The organism is Hymenobacter agri (assembly GCF_054778495.1).
On the sequence record NZ_BAAGZM010000256.1, the window covers coordinates 1 to 5,789 of the forward strand.

Here is a 5,789-nt window from a genome sequence, read left to right on the forward strand (position 1 = left end):
GACGGCCGGCAGCGCCCCGGTACTGCGTGCTTCTACTTTCAACGTGGCCGCGCCCACCGATACCTACCTCGATATGCGCCAGTGGGGCAAGGGCGTGGTGTGGGTAAACGGCCACAACATGGGCCGCTACTGGGCCATCGGCCCGCAGCAAACCCTGTACGTGCCCGCCGAATGGCTGAAGAAGGGAGCCAACACCATCACGGTGCTGGAGCTGCTCAAGCCCCAGCAAAGCGCCCTGCCCACCCTCGACCACGCCATCCTGAGCGAGCTGAACGCCGGCGCGCAGAAGCTGGGCTACACCGCGCCGACGGAATAGTCGCAGACATCCGGGCGGGGCTTGCCCCTGACCGGATGCTGGCGCAAAGCCAACAATTTCGTGCACCGACGGGCGGGGGCAACCGAAGGTCAGCGTAGCTAAGCCCCGCCCCTACCCGATTTCACGACGCGACTTGTTTCCCGGTACTCTACCCGGTTACACAATCGATAATGTGTTGTTAATCAATTTCGAATAAGGTTGCCGTCATCCAGGCATAATCTTACCGAAACCCGAAAAACGACGATTTCACCCCCCTTTTTCGCCCGAAAAAGCCCCCCTTTCCGCTGTTAGCACCGGCTACTTTTGAGGTGTTGTCCGGCAGCGCAATCGTTACCGCTTCCCACGACCTCCGGCTCCGGGCCGGCCGTCCTGACTGTCAAAAATTTCCCACCCAGGTAAGCTGCGGCTTGCTTATTTTTCACTTTGCTGATGCAAGCAAAATCTATACTCCTCTGCGGCGCGCTGTTGCCGCTTGCGGTAGCTGCGCCGGTAGCGGCCAGTGCCCATCCGGCCGCCAAGCCCACCGCCGTGCGGCGCCCCGCCGCCAGCAAGCCCGTTTCGGGCACGGTGCTCGATGAGAAAGGTGCGGGCATGCCCGGCGTTACCATCATCTTGAAAGGCACTACCATCGGCACGACTACCGACATGGATGGGCGCTTCTCGCTCACGATTCCGGACGGCACGGCCAATCCCACGCTCGTGTTCTCGTCGGTGGGCTACACCGGGCAGGAAGTGGCGGTGGGCGACCAGTCCACGTTCAGCGTGCGGCTGGCGGTGAGTGCTCAGCAGCTGGGCGAGGCGGTGGTGATTGGCTACGGCTCGCAGGAAAAGCGCACCGTAACCAACGCCGTAACCACCGTGCAGGGCTCGGAGCTGGCCAAGCTGACGGTGAGCGACGTGGGCTCGGCCCTGCAGGGCAAAGCCGCCGGCGTGACGGTGGTGGGCGCGGGCTCGGAGCCCGGCACCCCGCCCCAGATTCTGATTCGCGGCATCTCGACCATCAACGGCAACAGCCCACTGTACGTGGTGGACGGACTGCCGGTAAACGATATCAACTTCCTGAACCCGAAGGACATTGCCACCATTTCGGTGCTGAAGGATGCGGCCTCGGCGGCCATCTACGGCTCGCGGGCGGCCAACGGCGTGATTCTGATTACGACGAAAGTAGGCGGCAAGGGCGAGCCCGTGATTTCGGTGGATGCCACCACCGGCGTATCGAGCCCGACGCGGCTGCCCAACATGGCTTCGGCCAGCGAGTACGCCCGCATCATGAACCTGGCGGCAACCAACTCGGGCCTGCCGGCCGTGTACGCCAACCCCGGCTCCTACACCCAAACCACCGACTGGTGGAAGGAAATTGCCCAACGCGGCATCACCCAGAATTACTCGCTGGGCCTGTCGGGCGGCGGCGACAAGCTGCAATACTCCACCGGCATCAGCTACTACAAGGAGCGCGGACTGGTGCGCAATTCCAACTTCGACCGCCTGAGCCTGCGCCTCAAAACCCAGTACCAGGCCGCCAAGCACCTGAAAGTGGGCCAAGATTTGAACATCTCGCGCACCACGCAGCAGTACCTCAACAGCGGCAGCCTGTTCCGCGATGCCTTCAACGACGACCCCATTACGGCGGCGCGCCGGCCCGGCACCTCGGGCAACCCCTACGACTACTACGGCGCCTCGCCGACGGACATCGGCAACCCGCTGGCGTTTGTGGAGCGCAACGACGACCGCCGCAACAACTACTCGTTGGTGGGCAACATCTACGCCAACTACGAGCTGCTGCCGGGCCTGATTGCGGAAACCCGCTTCGGCACCAACACCAGCTTCTACGAGCGCAACGCGTTTTCGCCCTTCTACACCATTGATGCCAACGAGCGCAACCAGGTGAACTCGGTGACGCGCGAGCACAATCTCGGCGTGTACTGGAACAACACCAACACACTGACTTACACCAAGTCGCTGGGCGACCACAACTTCACCGCCCTGGGCGCCGTGACGCTGGAGAAGTTCAACACCAACACCGAGTCGGCTTCGGGCCAGGCTATTCCGAGCAACGACCCCAGCCTGCGCTACCTCGACGCGGCCACGGCTAACTACAGCGCCTACGGCAACACCTACACCAACACGATTGCCTCGCTGATTGGTCGCATTAACTACGACTTCAAGGGCCGCTACCTGCTGTCGGCCAGCATCCGCCGCGATGCGGCCTCGGTGTTCCCGACGAACAACCGCTGGGGCACGTTCCCGTCGCTGTCGGCCGGCTGGCTGGTGTCGGATGAGGAGTTCCTGAAATCGCAGGACGTGCTGAACCTGCTGAAGCTGCGCGCCAGCTGGGGCCGCGTGGGCAACCAGAACATCCCCACCACGGCCTTCATCGGCACGCTGGGCAAAACCTACTACGTGACCGGCGACGACCGCGCCCAGCAAGTGGCCGTGGTGCAGAGCAACGTGCCCAACACCAACGTGAAATGGGAAACCGTGGAAGACTACGACTTCGGCACGGACATGGGCTTCTTCAATAACCAGCTGACCCTGACCCTCGACGTGTTCCGCCGCAACACCACCGACATGCTGATGTACCAGGCCATTCCGGCGCACGTGGGGGCGGGCTACAATAGCCCCATCACCAACGTAGGCAGCATGCACACCAACGGCCTCGACTTCACGCTGGGCTACGCCAAGAGCACCGGCGCCTTTACCTACGGCGTGAGCGTGAACGCCACCCGGGCCATGAGCAAAATCGGCACGCTGGCCAACGGCCAGGCCCTGTATTCGGGCAACTCGCCGGTATTCGGCCGGCCCTCGAAAACGGAAGAAGGCGGCTACGTGGGCGCGTTCTACGGCTACCAGGAAGACGGTATTTTCCAGACCGCCGACGAGGTAGCCAACTACAAATCGGCCAGCGGCAAGGTGATTCAGCCCAACGCGGTGCCCGGCGACTTCCGCTTCGCCGACCTGAACGGCGACGGCGTGATTGATGCCAAAGACCAGAAGTTCATCGGCAACCCGCAGCCCAAAATGACCTTCGGCGTGAACCTGAACGCGGCCTACATGGGCTTCGACGTGCAGGCCGCCCTGGTGGGCAGCCTCGGCAACGACGTGGTGAACGCCAACAAAGGCTGGTGGTACTCGGGTAGCTACAACTATAACAAAATTTCGGGCCTCGAAGACAAGGCCTGGCACGGTGCCGGCACCTCGAACGACGTGCCCCGCATTGCCGCCAACGACAACAACCAGAACCTGACCCGCTTCTCGAACTTCTACGTGGAAAGCGGCTCCTACGCTCGCCTGCGCAACCTGCAGCTGGGCTACACCTTCGGCAAAGGCGTGGCCTCGGCCATGCACATGACCAGCCTGCGCCTCTACGTGAGCGGCCAGAACCTGTTCACCATCACCAAGTACAGCGGCGTGGACCCCGAAATCGGCAACGGCCGCTCCTACACCGACGGCGCCTCGGCCCTGAACCGCGGCGTGGACCTGGGCAACTACCCCACCACCCGCACCTACCTGGTGGGCGCCAACCTCACTTTCTAACGCATTCCCACCCGCCCCCGTCATGAAAAAGCCCTTTTTATACCTGACCCTGGCTCTGGGCCTCGGCCTGCAGAGCTGCGAGGATTTCCTCACCCAACTGCCTAATGGCCAGCAAACCACGGCCAACTTCTACACTAACGCCGACGAGTGCAAGGCGGCCGTGATGGGCTGCTACGCCCTCACCGACCAGGACGACTGGTGGAAGATTGACCGCACCCGCATGTTCGGCGACGCGGGCTCGGACGATGCCTGGAAGGGCAATTCCATTGCCGGCGACCAGCGCGAGTTCGGCGACTTCGCCCGCTTCTTCTGGCTGCCCAACAACGAGTGGTTCGATAACCGCTACACGTTTATCTACCAGGCCATTGGCAACTGCAACTCGTCGTTGGTCGGCATCGAGAAAGCCCCCATCGACAACACCCTGAAGCAGCAGCTGATGGGCGAGCTGAAGTTCATCCGGGCCTACAACTACTTCGAGCTGGTGAAGGGCTACGGTGGGGTGCCGCTGGTGCTCACGCCGCTGGCCCCGAGCGAGGCACTGGCCATTCCGCGCGCTTCGACTGCCGACTGCTACGCGCAGATTATCAAAGACCTGAAGGAGGCCGCCGCGGTGCTGCCCGAGAAAAGCGCCCGCCCCAGTTCCGAGAAAGGCCGCGCCACCAAAGGCGCCGCCAACGGCTACCTGGCCAAGGCCTACCTCTTCACCGAGCAGTGGGCGCTGGCCCAGCAGGCTGCCGAAGTGGTGATTGCCTCGAACGAATACAACCTGAGCGGCGCGTTCAGCAACGTGTGGAACGTGAACAACCCGAACGGGCCGGAGTCGATGTTCGAGCTGAACTACAACGCCAACCAAACCTTCAACCTCGGCACCGACCTGACGGTGGTGATGCGCAGCCGCGCCGACGGCGGCTGGGGCTTCAACACGCCCACCAGCAACCTCGAAAAGGCTTTCGGCAACGACCCACGCCGCCAGTGGACCATCATCAAGCAGGGCGACAACGTGGGCCCGAATACGTCGAGCTTCAACTATTCGAGCTACGACACCAAGGTTTCGGAGAATGAGTCGGGCCGCATCAGCCGCAAGATGTTCCTGCCGCTGGCCGACCGCCCGGCCAACGAGCGCGGCCACGCCCCGCTCAACCGCATCGAAATGCGCTACGCCGACCTGCTGCTGATGCACGCCGAAGCCTCGAACAAGCTGGGCCAGGACAACAAAGCCCTGCCTTCGCTGAACCTGGTGCGCGAGCGTGCCAACCGCCTGCAGCCCGGCACGGTGCTGCCGCGCAGCTCGAGCGGCGCCCAGCTGCTGAGCGACATCTGGCTGGAGCGCCGCCTCGAGCTGGCCATGGAAGGACACCGCTACTACGACCTCGTGCGCCAGAAGCGCCTTGTGGCCGTGATGCAGCAGTTCAACGCCGACCAGCTCACCAGTACCGACCCGTATGACAAAGGCAAGGTGAAAGACCAGATTTCGAGCAAGAACAACCTGTTCCCGATTCCCACGCCCCAGATTCAGCTGTCGGGCGGCGTGGTGAAGCAGAACGACGGGTACTAGGCCTTTGCGCTGCTGAACAGAACAGTCATGCTGAGCTTGTCGAAGCATCTCTACCGCACGAGTAATCCAATCGCTGCAACGAAGCGGGAGAGATGCTTCGACTGCGCTCAGTATGACGGGCTGTTTTAGAAAAACAAAAAACTACCGCGCCTGCCCCGGAGGCCCCACCCAATCAGCCTCCAAAAAAATCCCCTTCCCCTCTCCTCCTGATAAAAATCCGGCTGTTGGCTGCGCCGGCGGCCGGATTTTTTATTCCCACCCAAACCCCTCCCGGCCATGAGCTCCAAGCTCCTGCAACTCCTTTCCCTCGGCCTAGCACTCGGCGCGGCCGGCTGCGGCAGCAAAACGCCCGACCCCACGCCCGCGCCGCCGGTGGTCGAAACG

At 62.7% G+C, this 5,789-nt stretch carries 3 protein-coding genes; all 3 read left to right on the plus strand.

All coding sequences use genetic code 11. The features are described from left to right. The coding region (locus ACYVDE_RS13075) for a beta galactosidase jelly roll domain-containing protein (protein WP_460501986.1) at nucleotides 1-316 on the plus strand (316 nt) is incomplete at its 5' end. Between the two features lie 429 nt (nucleotides 317-745). After that, nucleotides 746-3,850, plus strand: a complete 3,105-nt coding sequence (locus ACYVDE_RS13080; protein ID WP_460501987.1) for a SusC/RagA family TonB-linked outer membrane protein — start codon at nucleotides 746-748, stop codon at nucleotides 3,848-3,850. A 22-nt stretch (nucleotides 3,851-3,872) separates the two neighbouring features. Beyond that, nucleotides 3,873-5,405 (plus strand): RagB/SusD family nutrient uptake outer membrane protein, encoded by a 1,533-nt coding sequence (locus tag ACYVDE_RS13085; RefSeq protein ID WP_460501988.1) that lies wholly within the window; start codon nucleotides 3,873-3,875, stop codon nucleotides 5,403-5,405. Nucleotides 5,406-5,789 lie beyond the last annotated feature (384 nt).

Coding starts and splice junctions, on each gene's coding strand:
- ACYVDE_RS13080 (WP_460501987.1), top strand. CDS start 746: ATGCAAGCAAAATCTATACTCCTCTGCGGCGCGCTGTTGCCGCTTGCG.
- ACYVDE_RS13085 (WP_460501988.1), top strand. CDS start 3,873: ATGAAAAAGCCCTTTTTATACCTGACCCTGGCTCTGGGCCTCGGCCTG.